17 protein-coding genes are annotated in these 20803 nt (G+C 44.6%); 11 read left to right on the forward strand and 6 right to left on the reverse strand.

Going from position 1 to position 20803, the window contains the following annotated elements; genetic code table 11:
- Nucleotides 1–18: 18 nt before the first annotated feature.
- Nucleotides 19–243 (reverse strand): hypothetical protein, encoded by a 225-nt coding sequence (locus tag AB9H30_RS08515; RefSeq protein WP_371194231.1) that lies wholly within the window; start codon nucleotides 241–243, stop codon nucleotides 19–21.
- A 232-nt stretch (nucleotides 244–475) separates the two neighbouring features.
- Between AB9H30_RS08515 and AB9H30_RS08520 the strand changes: the two genes are divergently transcribed.
- Entirely contained in the window at nucleotides 476–1303 is an 828-nt protein-coding gene (locus AB9H30_RS08520) for a mechanosensitive ion channel family protein (RefSeq protein ID WP_371194232.1), read from the forward strand.
- Between the two features lie 114 nt (nucleotides 1304–1417).
- Here AB9H30_RS08520 and AB9H30_RS08525 read toward each other — a convergent pair whose 3' ends face one another.
- Together AB9H30_RS08525 and metK are read right to left on the reverse strand one after the other, a co-directional pair.
- Nucleotides 1418–2218 (reverse strand): M48 family metallopeptidase, encoded by an 801-nt coding sequence (locus AB9H30_RS08525; protein WP_371194233.1) that lies wholly within the window; start codon nucleotides 2216–2218, stop codon nucleotides 1418–1420.
- A 73-nt stretch (nucleotides 2219–2291) separates the two neighbouring features.
- On the reverse strand, nucleotides 2292–3443 hold the full coding sequence (metK, locus tag AB9H30_RS08530) for a methionine adenosyltransferase (protein ID WP_371194234.1): 1152 nt from the start codon (nucleotides 3441–3443) through the stop codon (nucleotides 2292–2294).
- A 293-nt stretch (nucleotides 3444–3736) separates the two neighbouring features.
- Between metK and tkt the strand changes: the two genes are divergently transcribed.
- The 4 genes from tkt to AB9H30_RS08550 all read left to right on the forward strand — a co-directional run bounded on the left by tkt (nucleotide 3737) and on the right by AB9H30_RS08550 (nucleotide 8987).
- Complete coding sequence (gene tkt, locus AB9H30_RS08535) at nucleotides 3737–5728, forward strand: transketolase (RefSeq protein ID WP_371194235.1); 1992 nt, start codon at nucleotides 3737–3739, stop codon at nucleotides 5726–5728.
- A 52-nt stretch (nucleotides 5729–5780) separates the two neighbouring features.
- The gene (epd, locus tag AB9H30_RS08540; RefSeq protein ID WP_371194236.1) at nucleotides 5781–6809 is read left to right on the forward strand and encodes an erythrose-4-phosphate dehydrogenase; all 1029 of its coding nucleotides are present in this window, start codon (nucleotides 5781–5783) and stop codon (nucleotides 6807–6809) included.
- 18 nt (nucleotides 6810–6827) lie between these two features.
- Nucleotides 6828–8003, forward strand: a complete 1176-nt coding sequence (locus tag AB9H30_RS08545) for a phosphoglycerate kinase (RefSeq protein ID WP_371194237.1) — start codon at nucleotides 6828–6830, stop codon at nucleotides 8001–8003.
- 84 nt (nucleotides 8004–8087) lie between these two features.
- Complete coding sequence (locus AB9H30_RS08550) at nucleotides 8088–8987, forward strand: fructose bisphosphate aldolase (RefSeq protein ID WP_371194238.1); 900 nt, start codon at nucleotides 8088–8090, stop codon at nucleotides 8985–8987.
- Between the two features lie 34 nt (nucleotides 8988–9021).
- Here the strand turns inward: AB9H30_RS08550 and AB9H30_RS08555 are convergent, their stop codons facing one another.
- Genes AB9H30_RS08555 through AB9H30_RS08565 form a run of 3 tightly spaced genes read right to left on the reverse strand, consistent with a single transcriptional unit; the run spans nucleotide 9022 to nucleotide 13194 of the window.
- Entirely contained in the window at nucleotides 9022–10548 is a 1527-nt protein-coding gene (locus tag AB9H30_RS08555) for an exopolyphosphatase (RefSeq protein WP_371194239.1), read from the reverse strand.
- Nucleotides 10549–12618: a polyphosphate kinase 1 gene (gene ppk1, locus AB9H30_RS08560; RefSeq protein WP_371194240.1), complete on the reverse strand. Its 2070-nt coding sequence runs from the start codon at nucleotides 12616–12618 to the stop codon at nucleotides 10549–10551.
- Nucleotides 12619–12630: 12 nt separating this feature from the next.
- The gene (locus tag AB9H30_RS08565; RefSeq protein ID WP_371194241.1) at nucleotides 12631–13194 is read right to left on the reverse strand and encodes a glycine cleavage system protein R; all 564 of its coding nucleotides are present in this window, start codon (nucleotides 13192–13194) and stop codon (nucleotides 12631–12633) included.
- 17 nt (nucleotides 13195–13211) lie between these two features.
- Here AB9H30_RS08565 and AB9H30_RS08570 point away from each other — a divergent pair, with 17 nt between their 5' ends.
- The 6 genes from AB9H30_RS08570 to AB9H30_RS08595 all read left to right on the forward strand — a co-directional run bounded on the left by AB9H30_RS08570 (nucleotide 13212) and on the right by AB9H30_RS08595 (nucleotide 20778).
- Nucleotides 13212–15362, forward strand: a complete 2151-nt coding sequence (locus AB9H30_RS08570; RefSeq protein ID WP_371194242.1) for an ABC transporter permease subunit — start codon at nucleotides 13212–13214, stop codon at nucleotides 15360–15362.
- Nucleotides 15355–16893: a phosphate ABC transporter permease PstA gene (gene pstA, locus AB9H30_RS08575; RefSeq protein ID WP_371194243.1), complete on the forward strand. Its 1539-nt coding sequence runs from the start codon at nucleotides 15355–15357 to the stop codon at nucleotides 16891–16893. The genes AB9H30_RS08570 and pstA overlap by 8 nt, the downstream gene beginning before the upstream one ends.
- A 13-nt stretch (nucleotides 16894–16906) precedes the next feature.
- Nucleotides 16907–17713: a phosphate ABC transporter ATP-binding protein PstB gene (pstB, locus tag AB9H30_RS08580; RefSeq protein ID WP_371194244.1), complete on the forward strand. Its 807-nt coding sequence runs from the start codon at nucleotides 16907–16909 to the stop codon at nucleotides 17711–17713.
- 11 nt (nucleotides 17714–17724) lie between these two features.
- Nucleotides 17725–18438: a phosphate signaling complex protein PhoU gene (gene phoU, locus AB9H30_RS08585; protein WP_371194245.1), complete on the forward strand. Its 714-nt coding sequence runs from the start codon at nucleotides 17725–17727 to the stop codon at nucleotides 18436–18438.
- Between the two features lie 133 nt (nucleotides 18439–18571).
- On the forward strand, nucleotides 18572–19867 hold the full coding sequence (locus tag AB9H30_RS08590; protein WP_371194246.1) for an inorganic phosphate transporter: 1296 nt from the start codon (nucleotides 18572–18574) through the stop codon (nucleotides 19865–19867).
- Nucleotides 19867–20778: a LysR substrate-binding domain-containing protein gene (locus AB9H30_RS08595; RefSeq protein ID WP_371194247.1), complete on the forward strand. Its 912-nt coding sequence runs from the start codon at nucleotides 19867–19869 to the stop codon at nucleotides 20776–20778. The genes AB9H30_RS08590 and AB9H30_RS08595 overlap by 1 nt, the downstream gene beginning before the upstream one ends.
- Nucleotides 20779–20803: the final 25 nt, after the last annotated feature.

Genomic DNA, 20803 nt, shown 5'->3' on the forward strand with positions numbered 1-20803 from the left:
AAATCCATCCGATTTTGTTCAAGCAGCCTCTGTGTTACGCGACTTCATGTTGTAAGCGCTACTGTACGAACGTGAAATTGAGTCGCCTGTATTTGCAGACTTATGTTCATCAATTGGTGTGGGTGTTTCGTTTTCTTTTCGAGCATAGACGGTATTTTTACCGCGCGGCTCGGTTAGACAAAATGCGAATAAACCAATAACAATTAAAAATAATAATGTAAGTATAATACCAGAGAATTCCATGCTCTTTTGACTCCGTAATGTCACTGGTCGAATTTATACACCGATCAAAAGGTCATTGCAAGCAAATGTGTTGCAAATTTGCTACACATTTGTTAAATAACTGAAATAACAAAAAAAATTACTTACCATTTATTTTGAAAAATGCGTAAAGTGAAAAAAGTCCAAACAAAATATCACCTCAAACGCGGTGAATTTGGACTAAATTAAACATAAATACAAAGGAAATGTCATCATGTTCGACTTCACAGCAGACGATGCAACAAAATATTTAGATCTTTATATCATTCCATTCGCGATTAACCTTGTTGTCGCAATCATTATATTCGTCATCGGTAAAATGGTGGTTAATATACTGGTTAATTTAGTGGGTAAATTACTTGGTCGTGCCTCTTACGACCCAATGTTAGTCAACTTCTTGAAGAGCATTGTCAAAGCAGTATTGATGCTGTTTGTAATCATTGCTGCCTTAGGTAGATTAGGCATTGATACCACATCATTAATCGCTATCTTAGGTGCTGCAGGTTTAGCTATCGGCCTTTCTTTGCAAGGTTCATTACAAAACTTTGCTGCCGGCGTAATGCTACTAGTATTTAAACCCTTCAAATCTGGCAATTTTGTAGACGCTGGTGGTGCCATGGGTACTGTAAAATCAATCGGTATCTTTACCACCGTTATGAATACGCCTGATAATAAAGAAATTATCGTACCAAACGGCGCGATTTATGGTGGCAATATTACCAATTTCTCTGCTAAAGATACTCGCCGTGTTGACATGGTTTTCGGTATTGGATACGGGGACGACCTTAAGAAAGCGAAAGCGGTCTTAGAAGAAATGGTAATGGCTGATGAGCGTATTCTTAAGGATCCGGCTCCACAAGTTGCAGTTTCTGAGCTTGGCGACAGCAGTGTCAATTTTGTAGTGCGCCCTTGGGTTAACGCAAGCGATTATTGGGGTGTAATGTTTGATTTCACTGAAGCTGTTAAAATCCGCTTTGACGCTGAAGGTATCTCTATCCCGTTCCCGCAAATGGATGTGCATGTTCACAAAAATGCTGAATAGGCTTTTGTCCTCACAAGTATGGGTTAGGTTTGAAACCAAATCCTAGATAGCAAAAACCCAGTGATTTCACTGGGTTTTTTTATGTCTAAAAAAATGTATTGAATACGTGTCTTACTATCTGCAATTAGGTTTTACACTTACCTGATTATACAAAGCTAAGGCTGGTTTCATATTAGCGTTAAGCTTACTAATTCGAGTTTCTGGCGCCGGGTGAGTGGATAATATTTCTAAAGGTCGCTGGCCGCCACTTGCCTTGTTCATATTATTCCACAGCTTGATAGATTCGCGCGGATCAAAGCCTGCTCTAGCCATAAGGTCTAAACCAATAATGTCTGCTTCGCTTTCGTGGGTGCGGCTAAATGGCAGAGTAAGACCAACCTGCACACCCAAGCCCAAGGCCGACATGATGGCAGGGGTTTGTTGAACGCCATTGACGCTCAGGGCTTGATTCACCACCTCTTGGCTAACGCCAATTAAGGTAGATTGACTCATTCTCTCATTCCCATGTTGGGCGATTACATGGCCTACTTCATGGCCGATTACTGCCGCAACCTGATGTTGGTTTTCAGCTACCTTTAAAAGACCCGTATACACACCAATTTTTTTACCAGGCAGGGCAAAAGCGTTCACTTGATCAGATTCAAATACCACCACTTCCCATTCATCAGGAGATGCGTTTTTGTCTAGTTGCTGAATAATGTTATTGGCAATGCACTGTACAAAACGATTGGTGACCGCTTGGGTGGATATTGGCGTTTCTTGCTTCATACCTGCAAATGCTTGAATACCCGATTGCGATAATTGCTGATCACTATAGAGTAATACTTGACTGCGGCCAGTAGGTGAGGTGGTACAAGCGCTCAGTAATGAGGCAGCCACTGCAGTAAGCAGAGCATACTGTATGCGTTTTTTCATTTTATCATCCTTTACAAACTGGCGCTTACTGGCTAAATCAAGTAGGCCGCAAGCGCCATTAATTTGCTGATGATTATAGCTGAGCATCCTCGCGCAATACAGCGGCTTTATCGATTTGTTCCCATGGGAACTCTTCGCGACCAAAGTGACCATAAGCTGCGGTAGGCAGATATATCGGGCGCTCTAAATCGAGCATTTTTATTAAACCATATGGGCGTAAATCAAAATGACGCGCAATTAATTCAATAAGTGCGGGCTCACTAATTTTGCCGGTGCCGAAGGTGTCTACATTAATCGAAGTCGGTTCTACGACTCCAATCGCGTAAGATATTTGGATTTCGCAGCGGTCGGCTAATCCTGCGGCCACAATATTCTTGGCTACATAACGACCAGCATAAGCTGCACTGCGATCCACTTTTGATGGATCTTTACCAGAAAAAGCACCACCGCCGTGACGTGCCATACCGCCATAGGTGTCGACAATGATTTTACGACCAGTTAACCCGCAGTCACCCATTGGGCCGCCGATTACAAAGCGTCCGGTGGGGTTGATATGGTATTTGGTTTTTGCCGTTAGCCACTCAGCGGGCAAAGTGGGTTTAATAATTTCTTCCATTACGGCTTCGCGGATGGTTTTGTTATCGACGCTATCGCAGTGTTGAGTCGACAGTACTACCGCATCGATGGCAACTGGCTTGTTGTTTTCATAGACAAAGGTGACCTGTGATTTAGCATCAGGGCGCAACCATGCAAGCTGACCGTTTTTTCTGAGTTTTGCCTGTTGCTGAACTAAGCGATGCGAATAGGTAATTGGTGCAGGCATCAATACGTCAGTTTCATTGCTCGCATAACCGAACATTAAACCTTGGTCACCGGCACCTTGTTCTTCAGGGGAGGCTTTATCGACCCCTTGATTAATATCCGATGATTGCTTACCAATCGCGTTAAGCACCGCGCAAGATTCGCCGTCAAAGCCCATGTCTGAATGCGTATAACCAATGTCTTTGACCGTCTTACGGGTTAATTCTTCGATATCGACCCAGGCAGTAGTGTTAATTTCACCACCGACAAGCACCATACCGGTTTTTACAAAAGTTTCGCAGGCAACGCGCGCTTTAGGGTCTTCCTTTAGAATCGCATCTAATACGGCGTCTGAAATTTGATCGGCAATCTTGTCTGGATGGCCTTCTGATACTGACTCTGAGGTAAATAAACGTGAAGTCATTTAATTTCCTGAATAATAAATTTAGTTAAATATGCTCACTAATCGCCATTACTAATGGCCGAGCGTGTATATCTATCGGCAACTTTTACGTTGAACTGAGCGGTGATTGTAGTATATTTCCGTCTAGACGTCTAAAAGTCTATTTGATTAATGTTAAATACCCAAAATTGCACAAGCTTGGATCACTTCTTAGGGCATTTGTCGTAATTAATGATTGAAGTGCTCATAGCCCTGAGCCACAATGGGCGCCTTAAAAATACACTGCCAAATTCGGATTATTCAAAGGAGATTACATGTCATCACGCCGCGAACTCGCTAATGCTATCAGAGCCCTAAGTATGGACGCTGTTCAGCAAGCAAAATCTGGTCACCCTGGCGCCCCCATGGGAATGGCGGATATTGCACAGGTTTTATGGTGTGACTATTTATCGCACAATCCGAAAAATCCTAATTGGGCCAACCGCGACCGCTTTATTTTATCTAACGGTCACGGCTCTATGTTGCTTTACTCCTTGCTCCATCTTACCGGCTATGCTTTGCCAATCGAAGAGCTGAAACAGTTTCGTCAACTGCATTCAAAAACACCGGGTCATCCTGAGTATGGATATGCCCCAGGCGTAGAGACCACTACCGGCCCACTTGGGCAAGGTATTTCAAACGCGGTGGGTATGGCCTTAGCTGAAAAAGTTCTAGCCGCGCAGTTTAACCGCGACGATTTTGATATTGTTGATCATTACACTTATGCCTTTTTAGGCGATGGCTGCATGATGGAAGGGATTTCTCATGAAACCTGTTCCATTGCGGGTACCTTAGGTTTAGGCAAGCTCATTGCTTTTTGGGATGATAACGGTATTTCGATTGACGGTGAGGTTGAAGCTTGGTTCAGTGATGACACACCTAAGCGATTTGAAGCATACGGATGGCATGTCATTGCTGATGTTGACGGACACGACCCAGAGCAAATTGCTAAAGCCCTTGAACAAGCAAAACAAGAAACGACTAAACCCACTTTGATTTGCTGTAAAACGACCATTGGATTTGGCTCGCCGAATAAGCAAGGTAAAGAAGATTGTCATGGCGCGCCACTGGGCGAAGATGAAATTGTGCTTACTCGCAAAGCGCTTGGTTGGACATATGGCCCGTTTGAAATTCCAGACGAGATTTATGCTGGTTGGGACGCTAGCAGTAAAGGCGAACAAGCCGAGACGGCATGGCAAGCATTGTTTGCGAAGTATCAACAGGCACACCCTGAATTAGCCAAGGAGTTTGTCCGTCGCAAAACCAATGTGCTACCAGACAATTGGCACAAAGATGTGACCAAATATATTCATGCTCTGCAGGATAACCCGCAGAATATCGCCACTCGCAAAGCCTCACAAAACACTCTGAATGCCTATGGCCCGATGTTACCTGAACTACTTGGTGGTTCGGCAGACTTAGCCGGTTCAAACTTAACCATTTGGAGCGGTTCAAAAGGCGTGACCAGTGAAGATGCCAGCGGAAATTACATATATTATGGTGTGCGTGAGTTCGGCATGTCGGCAATGATGAACGGCATTACACTCTACGGTGGCTTTAAAGCATACGGCGCGACTTTCTTGATGTTTATGGAGTATGCCCGTAATGCCGTGCGCATGGCCGCTATCATGAAACAACCCGTTATTTTTGTGTATACCCACGACTCTATTGGCTTAGGCGAAGATGGCCCAACTCACCAACCGGTTGAACAATTGGTGGCCTTGCGATCTACGCCAAATTTAGATAACTGGCGTCCGTGCGACCAAGTCGAATCAGCGATTGCATGGAAAGCCGCGATTGAGCGCAGCGATGGCCCAACGACTTTAATATTCACACGCCAAGGCTTACCTCAGCAGGCGCGTAATCCTCAGCAGTTATCAGATGCAGAGCGAGGCGGGTATACATTGGTCGACTGCGAAGGCACGCCAGATATTATCTTGATTGCCACTGGCTCAGAGGTGTATTTGGCCGTTGAAGCCGCTGAACAGTTAAGCGCACAAGGTAAGGCAGTAAGAGTGGTTTCCATGCCGTGTACCGACGTATTTGATAGGCAGTCGGCAAGTTACAAAGAACAAGTGTTACCGGCTAGCGTTGTTAAACGCGTGGCTGTAGAGGCGCTAGCTAAGGATACATGGTACAAATATGTTGGCTTAAACGGTGCGGTAATAGGCATGGATACCTTTGGAGAATCTGCGCCGGCTTCAGACTTGTTTAAGCACTTCAATATTACGACTGAAGCTGTAGTAAAAGCAGCATTGAGTTTATAAAAGCGCGTCAAATCACCTCAGGTTATTTGGTGCAAACAAAGGATAGCAACACGTGCTTCGTATAGGCATAAATGGGTTTGGCCGAATCGGCCGCAGTGTATTGCGTGCTTTGTATGAAAATGGCATTGAAGATCGTCTTCAGGTTACCGTGATTAACGAGATTGCGGAGCCTGAGGCGATGGCGCATTTGCTAAAGTATGACAGCACACACGGCCGCTTTAAGCACCAAGTCACACATCTTAAAACAGACCAAAAAAATAAGTTGATCGTCGGTCAAGACGAGATTTCGGTACTGCATCATCACCGCCTACAAGACATAGATTGGGCTGCGCATGATGTTGATATCGTGCTTGAGTGCACAGGTTTCTATGCCACTGCCGAGGATGCACAGGTGCATATTGCCAATGGCGCAAAGAAGGTGTTGTTTTCGCAGCCATGTGGCCAAGATATGGATATAACGATCATTTATGGGGTCAATCATTTAGATCTTGAGCCAAAGCATACTGTGGTGTCTAACGGGTCGTGCACTACCAACTGCATTGTGCCGGTGATTCAGGCCTTAGATAATGCCTTTGGTGTTGAAAGTGGCACGATCACCACGATTCATTCGTCGATGCACGATCAACAGGTAATCGATGCTTATCATCCTGATTTACGGCTAACTAGAGCGGCAAGCCAGTCTATTATTCCAGTAGATACCAAACTTGCGCGCGGTATTGAGCGCATATTGCCCAAGTTTGCGGGTAAGTTTGAAGCCATTGCGGTGCGTGTGCCCACTATTAACGTTACCGCAATGGATTTAAGCGTGACGCTTCGCGATAAAGTTAATGTTGCGCAAGTAAACAGTATACTTGCAAATGCCTCTAAGGATTTCCCGCCAAATATTATTGACTACACTGAAGAGCCGCTGGTGTCGGTAGATTTTAATCACGACCCGCATTCTTGTATTGTAGACGGCACCCAAACACGGGTCAGTCATAAACAGTTGGTAAAAACGCTAGTATGGTGTGACAACGAATGGGGCTTTGCGAATCGAATGATTGATACTGCACTGCAGATGCACGCGGTAGGATACAAATAACTGACTTAGGAGGCTGACATGCCAATTCAAGCAATGACTAACTGCGATTTACACAATAAACGCGTGTTGATCAGACAAGACTTAAATGTACCAATTAAAGATGGTGTGATCACTTCTGATGCCAGGTTAAGGGCCTCTCTTCCAACTATTCAAAGCGCGCTAAAGCAGGGCGCTGCAGTCTTAATTATGTCGCATTTGGGCCGACCCACTGAAGGTAAGTATGAGTCTGAATTTTCGCTGCAGCCCATTGCGAACTATTTGTCTGAGCACTTAGGGGTAAAGGTAAACTTTGTTGCTGACTACTTAGGCAAAGCCGAGGTTTCTGCCCCAGTGGGTGAGGTAACACTGCTTGAAAATGTGCGCTTTAATCAGGGTGAAAAAAGCAACGATGACGTTCTGTCTAAACAATATGCGAGCCTGTGCGACGTGTTTGTAATGGATGCATTTGGCACTGCGCATCGTGCCCAAGCAAGTACACATGGCGTGGCCAAATTTGCCGAGCAAGCCTGCGCAGGACCTCTTTTAGACGCTGAGTTAACCGCATTATCAAAAGCCTTAGATAATCCAAAGCGCCCCCTTGTTGCTATTGTTGGCGGTTCAAAGGTGTCTACCAAATTAACCGTGCTAGCGACCCTAGCGAATAAAGTTGACCAACTTATCGTTGGTGGTGGTATTGCCAATACATTTATTGCTGCGCAAGGTCATGGCGTGGGTAAATCATTGGTTGAAACGAGTCTAATAGATGAAGCAAAGCGCTTGACCGATTTGGCCAAACAGCGCGGCGGTGAAATACCCATCCCGACGGATGTCGTAGTGGGTAAAGAATTTTCTGAAACAGCTGAAGCGATGGTTAAGTCGGTTGATTCGGTTGACGCTGATGATATGATTTTTGATATTGGCCCGCAAACTGCTCAGTATCTTGCTGATATTTTAAAAAATGCGGGCACAATTGTGTGGAACGGCCCGGTTGGTGTATTTGAATTTGATCAATTTGGTGAAGGCACCAAGGCTATCGGTCAAGCGATAGCAGATAGCCAAGCCTTTTCGATTGCTGGCGGCGGTGACACCCTAGCAGCCGTAGATAAATATGGCATTGCTGACAAAGTATCCTATATTTCTACAGGAGGAGGGGCCTTTTTAGAATTTTTAGAAGGCAAAGAGCTCCCGGCTGTGGCAATATTAAACAGACCTTAATCGTATTGATAGCGCTTTGATACGCGTTATAATGACACCTACCAATGTAGTAGACAAAACTTAAGACATAAGGACACACCGACAATGACGACGCAAGCACAGCAAGACATGTTAGCCAAAGTAAAACAAGAAGTGGGTTTTATTGCGGCATTGGATCAAAGTGGCGGCAGCACCCCCAAAGCCCTTGGGCTTTATGGTGTAGATGAAAGTGCCTATAGCAATGACGAGGAAATGTTTGCTTGTGTTCACGCTATGCGTACCCGCATTGTTACCAGTCCTGCGTTTGACGGCAAGCGCGTGTTAGGCGCGATATTGTTTGAAAATACGCTCGATAGAGATATTGAAGGCAAATCTAGCGCCAGGTACCTATGGCAAGAAAAGCACGTGGTGCCATTTTTAAAAGTAGACAAAGGCTTGGCCGACGAAGTAAATGGCACGCAAGTCATGAAGGCTATGCCAGACCTAGACGCTTTACTAGCTAAGGCCAATGCGCAAGATGTATTTGGCACTAAAATGCGTTCGGTGGTTAAACTTGCTAATGCACAAGGAATCGAAGCGGTAGTCGCTCAGCAATTTGAAGTGGGTAAGCAGATCATGGCTGCTGGCTTAGTACCGATTATTGAGCCTGAGGTGGATATTAATAGCCCTGAAAAAGCCTCAGCAGAAGCCATTTTGAAAGAAAGATTGATCGCACATCTCAATACCCTCGCAGCCGATCAGTTAGTCATGTTAAAACTTACTTTGCCCGAGCAAGCGGGTTTTTACCAAGACTGTATCGACCACCCGAATGTCCTAAAAGTGGTTGCCTTGTCGGGTGGATACTCAAGAGATGTCGCGAATAAACGTCTTAGTGAAAATAAGCAGATGATCGCAAGCTTTTCACGAGCCTTAACCGAAGGCTTGAGTGCACAGCAGTCTGATGATGAGTTTAACCACACTATGGACGCTACTATCCAAGCAATCTATGATGCTTCTGCTACCTAAAAGCTGACTGAAAAGTTGAGCTAAAAGTTGACTGCTATCTGGCAGTCAACGTGATTTCTATTTGCTTCAAGTAGTGCATCTCTTTTTCTAAGTCGGCACTTAACAATGCGTTAGCAGATAAGGTCTGCTCATTGAATATCAATTCAAGCTTGCCTTCTTTTGCTAAGCATCGACTTAAAATGTCGTTTGAGACCTGGCGATTTACATTTAATAGAATTCCGAGCCTTAAAATAGCAAGCATTCTGGTGATGCAAATTTCGGTGTATTCAATACTGCTTGGCAGTTCTGTGGCTACGATCTTTTTGCGATGAAAGCGAACAAGCGACGCCATTACTCGTTGTTGATCTTGGTTAAACCCGGGTAAATCAGAATTAGAGAGAATGTAGCCGGAGTGTTTTTGAATCCCTCTTGAATTGACTTGCAATCCTATCTCATGCAAAAGCGCAGACCACCCTAACATAAACCGAAATTTTGCGTCGGTGAGCTGCCATTCAAGCTTGACCTGATTGTAGATAAACATGCAGGTGTTGAGTACCTTGTGCGCATATTGCGTATCAACGTCATAGCGTGTGGCCAAACTTTGCGCGGTTCTCACCCTCACATTTTGCGAGGTCTGTTTGCCCTGTAACTCGGCTAATACACCTTCTCTCAATGCAGCTTGAGAGATTTCAACTTCCTTTAAATTTAGGGATTGAAAAATCGCTAGCATGATACACAAGCCTGGCACAAAAACCGCCTTACGGTCTTCTGTTAAACCTTCAAAGTCGAGTTGATCGCAATGGCCTTTTTCGATACTCCTAGCCACTAGCAACTGTAAGTCATGCTGATTGAAAGGCAGCATTTGCTCGTTTTGGTTTGGGTGCGCCACCATAGAAATGGCTTTTGCAGTACCCGAACTTGCAATGCTCCGCTGCCAGTGGAACTCGCGTAAATTTGCGCATGCTAACTCGAGGTCTTGCTGGGCTGCGGTAATGGCTTTTTCCACAGCAGAACGGGTAATTTTGCCCTCTGGGAAAAATCGTTTTTGATAGCTTACACAACCCATTTGAACACTTTTACACAACTGCGGTGCACTACTTTTTCCAACGGCAAACTCCGTAGAGCCGCCGCCAATATCAATAATAAGTCTGCTGCCTTCGGTACTGCTGTTGCTGGCAATGCCCACATAAATCAATCTGGCTTCTTCAGCGCCAGAGATAATTTCAATGGGAAACGGAAAAACTGTTCGCGCTCGCTTTAAAAATGCATTGGCATTTTTTGCTCTGCGCAGGGTATGTGTCGCAACGATGCGTATTGAATCCCCCGTCACTCCTGAGAGACTCTCAACCATACTTTCAAGGGTATCGAGCCCTCTTTGCATAGCCTCTTCAGACAAGTGAGACTTTTCGTCCAGTCCATCTGCCAATCTAACTTTATGCTTTACCCTATTTACCACTTGGACGGCATCAGCGACCACTCTTGCGACCACTAGGTGGAAGCTATTTGAGCCAATATCAAGAGCGGCGATGGTTTCGGTGGTGCGTTGTTCCGTACTATCAAAAATTTGATATAGGTTTTGCAATTAGTTGGCCTCTTTGGCGGATAGGTACTTGTGGATTTCTATTTGTGAGCGTAGCTTTTTCCGATTGCCACGTTTTACGTATGCGTTCGACTGCGCTTCATCGATAATACGGGCTTTTAGCGTATCTTTAAACTGTAGTTCCAAAATATCTAAAATCATTTGACGGGCGTCAGGATCATTTACCGGGCAGCCAACCTCAATACGATAGTCCATATTGCGCGTCATCCAATCGGCAGATGAAATATATATTTTTCTATCGCCGCCGTTTTCAAAGACCATGATACGCGGATGTTCTAAGAAACGGTCTACGATACTGATAATTTCTATATTTTCACTCATGCCTTTAACACCCGGTATTAAAGAGCACATACCGCGGATGATACCGCGTATTTTTACGCCGGACTGCGATGCACGATATAAATCATCAATCAGCTCGGAGTCTACCAAGTTATTTATTTTAAACGTTATCTGCGCAAAATGTCCCTCAGTGCTGCGCTGAATTTCTTGGCGAATGAGCGATTGAATCTTACTGCGTGCATTAATAGGTGACACCTGCAGTTGATTAAATCTGACCTTTTTATATGGATTTTGAATCATGTCCATTACTTGAATCGCTTCAAGTGCGAGCTCATCGTCGCAGGTAAACAGCGACAGGTCGGTGTATATTTTGGCAGTCTTTTCGTTGAAGTTACCCGTGCCAAAATGGGTGTAGTGTTTCATTTTGCCGCGCTCTTCACGAGTGACGATACACAGCTTACTGTGTATTTTAACGCTAGGGTTACCAAGCACCACTTTTATGCCTGCATCGGTCATGCGCTTGGACCAAGCGATATTGTTTTCTTCGTCAAATCGCGCTCTTAGTTCCACCACCACAGTGACTTTCTTACCATTGTCTACCGCATCGACCAATGAACTAATAATGCGAGATTGTGAAGCAACGCGATAGATGTTTAAGCGAATATGTTTAACCTGTGGGTCAAAGGCGGCTTGGCGAACAAATTCGGTAAAGTGTAAAAAGTCGTGGTAAGGGTAATACAATAAAATATCTTGCTTGGCGATAGCATCAAAGACGGTGTCGTATTGAACAAAGGATTTGTTTCGTAAACGCGGCAAAGGTTTGTGCTCAAGGTAAGCACGGCCAACATTAGGAAAGCTAATAAAGTCTTTGAAATTACGATAATGACCAGCGCTTTGGATGGTATCAATGTTGGATATTCGTAAGCGCTTTCGTAGATCATTGATCATTTCATTGGGCATGCCTTTGTCATGGATAATCCGCACCGGCTCTGCTATTAGTCGCTGCTTCATGCTTTCTGACATTTTCTCAACGTAGCTTTCATCAATCTCATCATTAATGGAGTATTCGGCATCGCGGGTGATTTTGAAAGAATATGCTTCTGCGGTTTCAAATCGCACAAAGCCTTTAAATATTTCTTCTACGCATAGCTTTATCACATCATCGAGTAATATGATCTGTTTCTTAATTTTGCTGCTTTGGGTGGGTAGCACCACAAAACGATTAGTTTGGTTGGTGGGTATTTCTACCACGGCATATTTGGTGTTTCGGCCTGGCCGATATAGCGCTACATCCAAGTACACCGAACTATCGTTTAAACGCTGTATAAGCTCTACTTTGTTATCTAGAAGGATGGGCGCAACGTGCAACAGCACATTGTTTCGAAAGTAATTTTTGACCCATTCTATTTGTTTTTCATCGAGCTGTTGATAGCCCAAAATATGGATGTTGTAGCGCTTTAATTCTTTGGTAACGGTTTTGTGTACATTATCAAATTGGGCAGAAAGCACTTTCACGCGCTGCTGAATTTGATGCAGCAAGTCAATCAGCTCCTCTGCGGTAGTTAGGTCGCCATCATTTTGCGAAATTGTAATCAAGCGTTTTACGTCGGCCACTCTGACGCGGTAAAACTCATCAAGATTATTACTGTAAATACCTAAAAAACGAAATCGTTCAATCAGTGGGGTATTGGTGTCAGCGGCTTCTTGCAGTACTCGTTCATTAAAAGAGAGCCAACTCAACTCCTTTGGAAAGTACATATTTTTGCTTGGCACGTCGATTCTACCTTATTTAAATTCTACAACTAGGTCATCTGTGATTTGCTCAAGGGCTTCCTTCACATCGTCTATGTTCATCTTATCATCACACGCTAAAGTCATTTCGGCAGTAAATATAGGGCTCCCCCAATTTGGTGCGCTCTCGCAAGAAGTCTCCATTTCTTTAATGCTGACGTTAAGATTAGTCAGGCTGTGGCTAATATCGTTCACTATACCTTGGCGATCATTGCCGGTTACCGTGAGCTCTAATATCTGGTTGTTGCCGGTATCGTCAATAGAGGCGGGCACTAAGGTAATTTGGAGACTCGACAGAGTATGGCAAGCTTGTATTAATGCATTGTGGTTTTCTTTGGCCAGCATCACCTCAACAAAGCCGGCAAAATGACCAGATAAGTGACAAAAGCTGCTTTTCATCCAATTGCCGTCGGCGTCTTTGATACACTTTGCTATTTCTTGCACCAATCCAGGTTTATCTTTTCCTACCACGCTTAGCACCATCGCCTGCATATTCATTACCTTTTTATTTGATTCGTATAGCATTATCGCCAACAATATTGCATTCTTATGAATCATAAATCAAAACTGTACCTATGCAACTAAATCCGCAAGAACGCATCAATATAAAGAGACTTCGTACGGATGTAATTGCCAAACACGTAGTCACTTTGTTTGGTTTGTTAGTACTGGCCATGTTCTTGCTGATCATTATTCACATGCTGAGTAATGCGATGCCGCTCCTCAAAACCCCTAAACTGCAATTTAGTAATAGCGTAGCGATACAAACCTTATCTCCAGTGCTATCAGTTCAGCAAATGGGTGATGAAGTAATCAGTATCTCCCAGCACAATTGCAAAGTAGTTTTAAACAAGGCCGATAGTGCTTCTTCGCAAACAGTCGCAGAGTTTCATCACCCCTGCGCCTCGAGTTTTATGCCGGTTAATAATGAGCAGGGATACGAGACTAACTATGCGATGCTGCGGGAAAATGGCTTAGTTGAAATATTCAGCATAAATCATTTGTCCACTAGCTTTGAGCGTCGTTTGGTGGGTTCTTTTGACATCTCTGATTTTGCTCAAGTTAAAGCTAGCTATGGTGTAAGCAACGCACAGTGGACCATCGACAAATACAATAACAATGTTGTTGTTTACACCCAAATTGACCGTCAGCGAATGGTGGTTATTTGGCATCAACTCAATCAACTTGAAGCCGCTAGTATTCAGATTGTTGAACAGGTCGAAAGTTTCAAACCGCTGCCCCGATTTAAGCAAGCTATTGTTGTCTATCAAGGCCAGTCTGTTTTAGTCAACCAGCTTGGTGAAACACTGCAGTTACTGAATGACAACACCTCAACATCGGCAAAAATACTATCGACACCCAATCAGCGAACGGTATTTGTGCCCACACAAGAGGGCGCTTTGGAAGTATGGCGCAGTATAAATGTCGATGGTGACTTTCGGATGGTACGGGCGACTCAGATTCAACATTCTGAGGTGCTGATACCCGAGCACGCAGTGTTTGACCGACAAACCATGCTTGGACTTATTAGTAATTCAGAAAACCAGCTGTTTATTTTCAACAGTGCAACGAACGAAATCGTCAATCAACAAAGTAGCGAGCACCCTATTGATTATTTGCATTGGCACAACCAGCAACTTTTTATCTTTTCTGGCTCTGACGTACATATTTATACATTGCAAAACTCTGCGGGCATCACCACGTGGAAAAGTTTGTTCTCAAAAGTCCAATACGCCGGGTATGAGAGCGAGCAGTATATTTGGCAAACCAGTCAATCGGCTGAATACGCTGAAACTAAATTTTCGTTGGTGCCGCTTATAATTGGTAGTCTAAAGGCCTCCGTTTTAGCGCTTTTTGTGGCGATCCCCCTGGCCCTAGGAGGCGCAATCTATACTGCGTATTTTGCGTCAGCAAGGCTTCGAAGCTGGGTGAAACCCAGCATAGAAATGATTGAAGCTATCCCTTCTGTAATCATTGGTTTTGTGGCGGCAGTGTGGTTAGCGCCTTTTGCAGAACGCTCTCTGATTGCCTTACTTGGCACCCTTGTGTTTTTACCGGGTATTGTAATATTAATGGCGGCATTGCACGGCTATTTAAAGCAAAGCGAATTCTACCTAGCTTGGGAAAAGTATTATTTGGTAGCGGCGTCATTGCTATTTTTAATTTTGCTAGCAGGCGTATTCCAGCTTACATCATTGTTGCAATTACTGATGTTTAGTGGGAACACCAGCGATGCCGGTCTTGTGATTGCCGACTTAACCATTTCCAAAACCACCGTTGTAGTGGCTCTAGCGCTTGGTATTGCGGTGGCGCCAACGATTTATTCACTGGTCGACGATGCGCTGTTTGAAGTTCCTGATGGTGTAAAGCATGCTTCTTTTGCTTTGGGCGCCACTGAGTTGCAAACCTTAGTGAAGGTTGTGTTAGTGGTGGCTTTACCCAGTATTATTTCGGCGATAATGCTCGGTTTAGGACGCGCTTTTGGCGAAACAATGATTGTGTTGATGGTCACCGGAAATACGCCGATTGCCGATTGGGATTTGCTGTCGGGATTGCGTTCACTGACTTCTAATCTGACCATTGAACTTCAAGAATCAAGTGTCGACAGTGCGCATTATCATATATTGTTTTTAACGGCGGTTATATTATTTGCATTTACCTTTGCCATTAATACCGTTGCGGCATTACTAAAACGCCGACTGCAGAGTGCGAGTAAAGATGTTTAGAGGCGCAAACATACGCTTTAGACAAGCAATCTCAGAGACTGCAAGCTTATTGTGTGTATCGGCCTTGCTGCTATTCTTAGTGGCAATTGTGATGTTTATTGCGGTCAAAGGCAGTCAATATTTTGTCCCTCAGTCTGCGTTCGAGGTGTCTCTTGAATTTCCAGGTCAGCGCACGGAAGTGTTTTATCAAGCCAGTAATTTAACCAGCCTAGAGTTAGAAGAGCAATATAACAGTCGTTACAAAGGGCAGTTTTTAGCTGAGCCTGAGAATCGTCCAGAAGTGAGGGTGCGAAGCGCCGATCAGGTTTATCAGGTCGTGAGTAAGTCGGGTCGAACGTATTTTGGTGAGTTTTATGCCTTGCTGTCTTTAGACAATGAAGTATTGCCCTTGTCTGACTTAGATAGTTTAAAGAATACGGTCGACCTTTTACAGAGTAATTTGGTTCAAATTCAAGCCGGCAAATTAAAGGAATTGCATCAGAGTATTGCTCAACTTGATAGCAGTAAAGTCGCGCTTAACGCGCCAGCGAGACAGTCCCTGATGCTCGAGTTTACTCGCTGGCAAGGTTATGCCAACGAGCTTGAATTACAAATTCAACAATATCGAATGCAGTTTACACAGGCCGATGGCAGTATTGTAAATGTGGCATTAAATCAGCTTGATTATCTGTACCAACCTAACCAGCTTAACTGGTTTTCTAAGGTCAACTTTACCCTAGGTAAGATTTGGCAGTTTTTGTCAGATAGACCAAAGCAGGCTTCCACCACTGGCGGTGTCTTCCCCGCTATCTTTGGTACCATCTTAATGGTGGTGTTGATGGCGGTAGTGGTAGCGCCATTTGGCATCATTGCCGCTATTTATCTACATGAATATGCACCAGACAACCGCACCACCAGCTTAATTCGCATTGGGATTAGCAATATGGCGGCGGTTCCGTCAGTGGTATATGGCGTGTTTGGTTTAGGGTTTTTAGTGTATGTGTTAGGCGGCTCTATTGATCAGTTGTTTTACCCGCAAACACTGCCATCTCCGACCTTCGGGACTCCCGGCTTGCTCTGGGCTAGCTTAACTATGGGTTTGCTTACCTTACCGGTGGTAATTGTATCTGCAGAAGAGGGCCTGCAACGGGTTCCAGTAGGACTAAGGGCCGGCAGTTATGCTTTGGGCGCGACTAAGTTTGAAACCATAATGCGGGTGGTAGTGCCGATGGCGAGCCCCGGTATGTTAACAGGTATTATCTTAGCGATTGCAAGAGCGGCAGGCGAGGTCGCACCGCTTATTCTGGTAGGGGCAGTTAAGTTTGCCCCGAATTTACCTATTGATGGTGAATATCCATTTGTTCATCTCGAACGTCAATTTATGCATTTAGGTGTATTTATTTACGACGGGGCATTTCACAATCAAACGCAAACACAGTCTGCATCATTGATGTTCGCGACATGTATGCTGTTGCTAATCATTGTGTTTTTACTGAATATATCGGCTATATTGTTTCGCCATCGACTGCGCAGCAAGTATGAAAGGAACTAAAGGATAAAGTGTCATGCTGAAGTTATTTGAAAGAGACATCCTTTCGGTAGAAGAAATATCTACTTCACAAACCGGCATAGACGTGCGTGATTTATGCGTACATTTAAATGGTAAATTGGTGCTCAATCACATTAACCTGCGTATTCCTAAAAACAAGATCACCGCGATTATCGGCCAAAGTGGCTGTGGCAAAACCACCTTGCTCAACAGCTTCAACCGGATGAACGAACTTAACCGCAACCACACGTGCAATGGCGAGGTGTGGATTGATGATCGCAATATTTACGACAGGCGTGAGCGCGTGTCGATGCTGCGCACGCAAATTGGGATGGTGTTTCAGCGCCCAAATCCGTTTCCAATGAGTATTTACGAAAACGTATGCTTTGGTTTGCGTATTCAAGGTGAAAAAAACCGCCGTAAACTAGACGATAGCGTTGAGCGGGCGCTGAAGAATGCAGCCCTTTGGGAAGAAGTTAAAGACCGTTTGTTTGATTCAGCACTGCTATTGTCGGGCGGTCAGCAGCAGCGTTTAATGATTGCCAGAGCGCTTGCTTTAGAGCCATCGATATTGCTATTAGACGAACCTACTTCGGCATTAGACCCCTTAACAACCCTGCATATCGAAGAGCTTATCAACGCACTAAAAAAACAGTGCACCTTGGTGATTGTTACCCACAATATGCAGCAGGCTGCGCGGGTATCAGACTATGCGGCGTTTATGCACAAAGGTGAGTTGATTGAATACTCAGACAGTGATTCGTTGTTTACGATGCCGGCTAAACAACAAACTGAAGACTACATCACCGGACGTTACGGCTAGGCCATATTAAGATGCGTAGACAAATACAGCTTAACACTCATATTTCGGCTAAGTTTAATCAGGAGCTTGAAAGCTTAAAGCATTCGGTTTTAACCATGGGCGGCGTGCTTGAGCAACAGCTAGTAAACACCCTAGTGGCGCTGAAAGAAAAAGCGCCAAGCTTGGCTGAGCGAGTGGCACTAAACGACAGTAAAGTCGACATTATGGAAACGCAGGTTGAGCAAGAGTGCATGCGCATTATTGCCAAACGAAACCCGACAGCAGGGGATTTACGTTTGATTATGACGGTGTCGAAAACCGCTACCGACTTAGAACGGATCGGTGATGAGATTGCACGAGTTGCCCGCTTAGTTACCTTAAACAAGATTCCTGACTCAGATCTTGTCTTCACCGGTATGCTCGATATTGGTAACCGCAATGTTTCGATGATGCGGGCAACCTTTGATGCCTTTGCGCGTCAAGACGACAAAGCTGCCATTCTCGCGCACCAGCAAGATCGTGACATCGACAGAGTGTACAAAAAGGTGCTGGAACAAACGGCTGCCGAGATTCAGTTAAATCCTGCTGAAATTAACCAATGGATGGATGTTCTTTGGGCCATTCGTTCATTTGAAAGAATAGGTGATCGTTGCAAAAATATTTGTGAATATGTCATTTATTTGACCTATGGGCGCGATATGAATAGTGCATCTATGAAAAAAACCGTTAAAAAATTACTGAAATAAGAAACACTTAAGTGCATATGCTAAATAAACCTGACTTAATAACGGCAGCGTGGTTGCGCGACCTTGGAAATCCGTTTATATTTTTGTCAGCAAATTACCTACTTAAAAATCTACGCAATAGGCATTTTCCCCAATGGATATTTTTGAAAGTTATAGCCTGACACTGGTTGTACTAGCGGCTACCTTCGGTTTCATAATGGCATGGGGAATTGGAGCGAATGACGTTGCCAATGCCATGGGTACTTCAGTTGGCTCAAAGGCAATCACCCTTAAACAAGCTATTTTAATTGCCATGGTGTTTGAATTTGCCGGAGCATATTTGGCCGGTGGCGAGGTTACCTCGACCATCCGCAAGGGCATCATTGATGCCGGATATTTCCAAACGGTCCCTGAATATTTAGTCTTAGGCATGATTGCCTCGCTGCTGGCGGCCGGCATATGGCTAGTCATTGCGTCATATTATGGCTGGCCGGTTTCTACTACTCACTCAATCATTGGCGCGATCGTTGGTTTTACAGCAGTAGGCGTAAGCACAGAAGCGGTACAGTGGATTAAAATCGTCGGGATTGTCGGGAGCTGGGTGGTGACACCGTTAATATCAGGCCTGATTGCTGTTGGCATCTTTTTAAGCGCCAAACGACTTATATTCGATAAAAAAAATCCCTTAGAGAATGCCATTCGCTATGTTCCCATTTATATGGGAATGGCAGGCTTTATTATGTCGTTAGTGACCATTAAAAAAGGCTTAAAACACGTTGGATTAGGGATGCCTGCGGCGCAGGGTTATATGCTTGCGATTGGCATTGGATTGGCGGTTGCGCTGATTGGTGCCTACGTTATTCGCCATGTAAACAAAAAATCCAAGAAGAAAGAACCTTCTTACAACAAAATGACCGTTGAGCAGCAGCAAATTAAAGTAGAAAAAGTATTTGCGGTATTAATGGTCTTGACAGCCTGCTGCATGGCTTTTGCGCATGGTTCAAATGATGTTGCAAACGCAATTGGCCCACTGGCTGCGGTAGTAAGCGTCGTCGCAAATGACGGTGTGATCTTGGAAAGCTCACCTTTAGCCTGGTGGATATTGCCCTTGGGTGGTTTAGGTATTGTAATGGGCCTCGCTTTGTTTGGTTCTCGGGTTATGAAAACGATTGGCTCGGGCATTACTCATCTTACCCCATCTAGAGGTTTTGCCGCTGAACTAGCCGCTGCCACAACGGTCCTAATTGCATCAGGCACGGGTTTACCCATATCCACAACACAAACGCTTGTAGGCGCAGTTTTGGGTGTCGGCATTGTGCAAGGTGTTGCGGCACTAAACGGCAAGGTAATAAGAAACATTGTGGTATCTTGGGTGGTTACACTGCCAGCCGGGGCAGGATTTTCGATTATAATTTTCTTCATTCTCAAGGCGATATTTGGCGTAGCATAATGCGATTTCCAAATCTTAAACACCTTCACTACCTAACGGTTTTGCATAAAGAGCAGCACTTTGCCAAGGCTGCTCAAAAATGCAATGTGAGTCAGTCTACCCTCAGTACCGCTATTCAAAACCTAGAAGAGAACATAGGCAAGCAGTTGCTTGAACGTGAGCATAAAACCTTTGTGTTTACCGATTTTGGCGAGGGCTTAGTCGAGCGCTCTAAGCAGTTATTGGCGCACTCTCAAGACTGGACGAATTATGCGGAGTCGTCTGGTGACTGGCAATCAGGTGTATTAAAACTCGGCGTTATTCCTACAATCGCGCCGTTTATGTTTGAGTCAGTAATTAACCTTATCCACAAGGAGCTCCCTTCCTTGCATCTGCAGATGGTTGAAGACACAACCGATAACCTACTGGCCAGATTATCTGAAGGTGAAGTAGATTTGTTGCTGTTGGCCCTGCCAATGAAAACCCCCGGTTGCAAACAACTGGTCTTAGGAAGAGACCCTTTTCATTTTGTTTCGCACAAAAGCCGAGCGAGTGAGTTAGCAAAAACATTTAACATCGACAACTTGCCCAACGACAGCATCTTTTTATTGCAAAAAGAACATTGCCTAACTGAGCATGCGGTGAGCGCCTGCGGTTTGGCGCACAAAGCACAAGTAAGCTCTTTAACGGCGAGCAGTTTACATACCTTGGTTGCCTTGGTGAACAGTAAAATGGGCTTTTCATTTATGCCCGAAATGGCTCTCGATAAAGGGGTACTAAACGGCACCGACGTGATAGCTATGCCAGCTGAGCATGATGCTTACCGTGAGGTTGGACTAGTTTGGCGAATTGGAACGACACGAATACAATTGTTCAGGAAAGTCGGCACTATGCTCGCCGAATTGCTGCCGCAACCACGAAAAGACCTATAATTCCTCTTATACCCTCGTTTAAGTT

Source organism: Glaciecola sp. SC05 (genome assembly GCF_041380235.1).
In the GTDB taxonomy this organism is placed as follows: domain Bacteria; phylum Pseudomonadota; class Gammaproteobacteria; order Enterobacterales; family Alteromonadaceae; genus Glaciecola.

What these genes read in the sequence shown, in the direction of transcription:
- AB9H30_RS08515 (WP_371194231.1), bottom strand. Translation starts at nt 243, where the DNA reads ATGGAATTCTCTGGTATTATACTTACATTATTATTTTTAATTGTTATT.
- AB9H30_RS08520 (WP_371194232.1), top strand. Translation starts at nt 476, where the DNA reads ATGTTCGACTTCACAGCAGACGATGCAACAAAATATTTAGATCTTTAT.
- AB9H30_RS08525 (WP_371194233.1), bottom strand. Translation starts at nt 2,218, where the DNA reads ATGAAAAAACGCATACAGTATGCTCTGCTTACTGCAGTGGCTGCCTCA.
- metK (WP_371194234.1), bottom strand. Translation starts at nt 3,443, where the DNA reads ATGACTTCACGTTTATTTACCTCAGAGTCAGTATCAGAAGGCCATCCA.
- tkt (WP_371194235.1), top strand. Translation starts at nt 3,737, where the DNA reads ATGTCATCACGCCGCGAACTCGCTAATGCTATCAGAGCCCTAAGTATG.
- AB9H30_RS08545 (WP_371194237.1), top strand. Translation starts at nt 6,828, where the DNA reads ATGCCAATTCAAGCAATGACTAACTGCGATTTACACAATAAACGCGTG.
- AB9H30_RS08550 (WP_371194238.1), top strand. Translation starts at nt 8,088, where the DNA reads ATGACGACGCAAGCACAGCAAGACATGTTAGCCAAAGTAAAACAAGAA.
- AB9H30_RS08565 (WP_371194241.1), bottom strand. Translation starts at nt 13,194, where the DNA reads ATGATTCATAAGAATGCAATATTGTTGGCGATAATGCTATACGAATCA.
- AB9H30_RS08570 (WP_371194242.1), top strand. Translation starts at nt 13,212, where the DNA reads ATGCAACTAAATCCGCAAGAACGCATCAATATAAAGAGACTTCGTACG.
- pstA (WP_371194243.1), top strand. Translation starts at nt 15,355, where the DNA reads ATGTTTAGAGGCGCAAACATACGCTTTAGACAAGCAATCTCAGAGACT.
- pstB (WP_371194244.1), top strand. Translation starts at nt 16,907, where the DNA reads ATGCTGAAGTTATTTGAAAGAGACATCCTTTCGGTAGAAGAAATATCT.
- phoU (WP_371194245.1), top strand. Translation starts at nt 17,725, where the DNA reads ATGCGTAGACAAATACAGCTTAACACTCATATTTCGGCTAAGTTTAAT.
- AB9H30_RS08590 (WP_371194246.1), top strand. Translation starts at nt 18,572, where the DNA reads ATGGATATTTTTGAAAGTTATAGCCTGACACTGGTTGTACTAGCGGCT.
- AB9H30_RS08595 (WP_371194247.1), top strand. Translation starts at nt 19,867, where the DNA reads ATGCGATTTCCAAATCTTAAACACCTTCACTACCTAACGGTTTTGCAT.